Source organism: Agrobacterium tumefaciens, from assembly GCF_013337285.1.
Lineage (GTDB): Bacteria > Pseudomonadota > Alphaproteobacteria > Rhizobiales > Rhizobiaceae > Agrobacterium > Agrobacterium burrii.
Genome location: NZ_SUPW01000019.1, coordinates 1 through 1,208, shown reverse-complemented (window position 1 = coordinate 1,208; position 1,208 = coordinate 1). Strand labels below are relative to the sequence as shown.

1 protein-coding gene and 1 other annotated feature are annotated in these 1,208 nt (G+C 59.6%); the gene reads left to right on the top strand.

Translation table 11 applies throughout. From position 1 onward, the window contains the following. Positions 1-1,169 (top strand): IS3 family transposase gene (locus FCH38_RS23380; RefSeq protein ID WP_174375332.1). Its coding sequence is split into 2 segments (ribosomal slippage), with 1,170 coding nucleotides annotated over them: positions 1-238 and positions 238-1,169; the frame shifts between segments, so codons are not numbered across the junction. This gene is flagged as partial in the annotation. Next, positions 225-338 (top strand) — a sequence feature (AL1L pseudoknot). It overlaps the preceding gene by 114 nt. Positions 1,170-1,208: the final 39 nt, after the last annotated feature.

Below are 1,208 nucleotides of genomic sequence, written 5' to 3'. Positions count from 1 at the left end.
GTATTGGATCACGAGGCAGAGCACCCGTCGCGGTGGGCAGCCGTTTCATCTATTGCGGGCAAGATCGGTTGTTCGCCAGCCACGCTGCATGAATGGGTGAAGAAGACCGAGGTCGACAGCGGCAAACGAGCAGGCTTGCCGAGCGACGCGGCCGAGAAGATGAAGGCTCTTGAGCGGGAGAACCGCGAGCTTCGTCAGGCCAACGAGATTTTGCGCAAGGCGTCTGCTTATTTCGCGATGGCGGAGCTCGACCGCCCCTTCAAATGATGATCTCGTTCATTGACGAACACCGTAGCGTGTTCGGGGTCGAGCCGATCTGCAGGCTTTTGCCGGCCCCATCAACCTACTACGAGAACGTCGCCAAGCGCTTGGATGTGGACCGCCTGTCGGTTCGCGCCCGCAGCGATATCGGCATGAAGATCGAGATACGCCGGGTGTTCAATGAGAACTTCCAGGTCTACGGCGTGCGTAAAGTCTGGCGGCAGTTGCAACGAGAAGGCTACGACATCGCCCGCTGCACGGTCGCTCGGCTTATGAGGTCGATGAGCCTGCAGGGGATTATTCGAGGAAAGCCGGTCCGCACGACATTCTCGAACAAGGCAGCCCCGAGCCCGCTTGACCGGGTAAACCGCCAGTTCAAAGCCCCAGCACCAAACAGGCTGTGGGTTTCGGACTTCACCTATGTCGCCACCTGGCAGGGTTTCGTCTACGTGGCCTTTGTGATCGACGTCTTTGCCCGGCGCATCGTTGGCTGGCGGGCGAGCCGGACGGCACATGCGAGCTTTTTCCTCGATGCCCTTGAACAGGCACTTCATGATCGGCGTCCCGTTCATGGCGGCGGGCTCGTGCACCATTCGGACAGGGGCGTTCAATACGTGTCCATCCGGTACTCCGAGCGGCTGGCAGAAGCTGGCATAGAGCCTTCTGTCGGAAGTGTCGGCGACAGTTATGACAATGCCCTCGCCGAAACGATCAACGGTCTCTACAAGGCCGAGGTCATTCATCGGCGCGGACCATGGAGGAACTTCGAAGCCGTGGAATTCGCCGCTCTGGAATGGGTCGACTGGTTCAACCACCGACGACTTCTGGAGCCCATCGGAAACATACCGCCAGCCGAGGCTGAAGAACGCTACTACGCCATGCTGGACGAACCAGCCATGGCCGCATAACTCAAACCAAATGGCCTCCGGCAAACCCGGTGCGGTTCA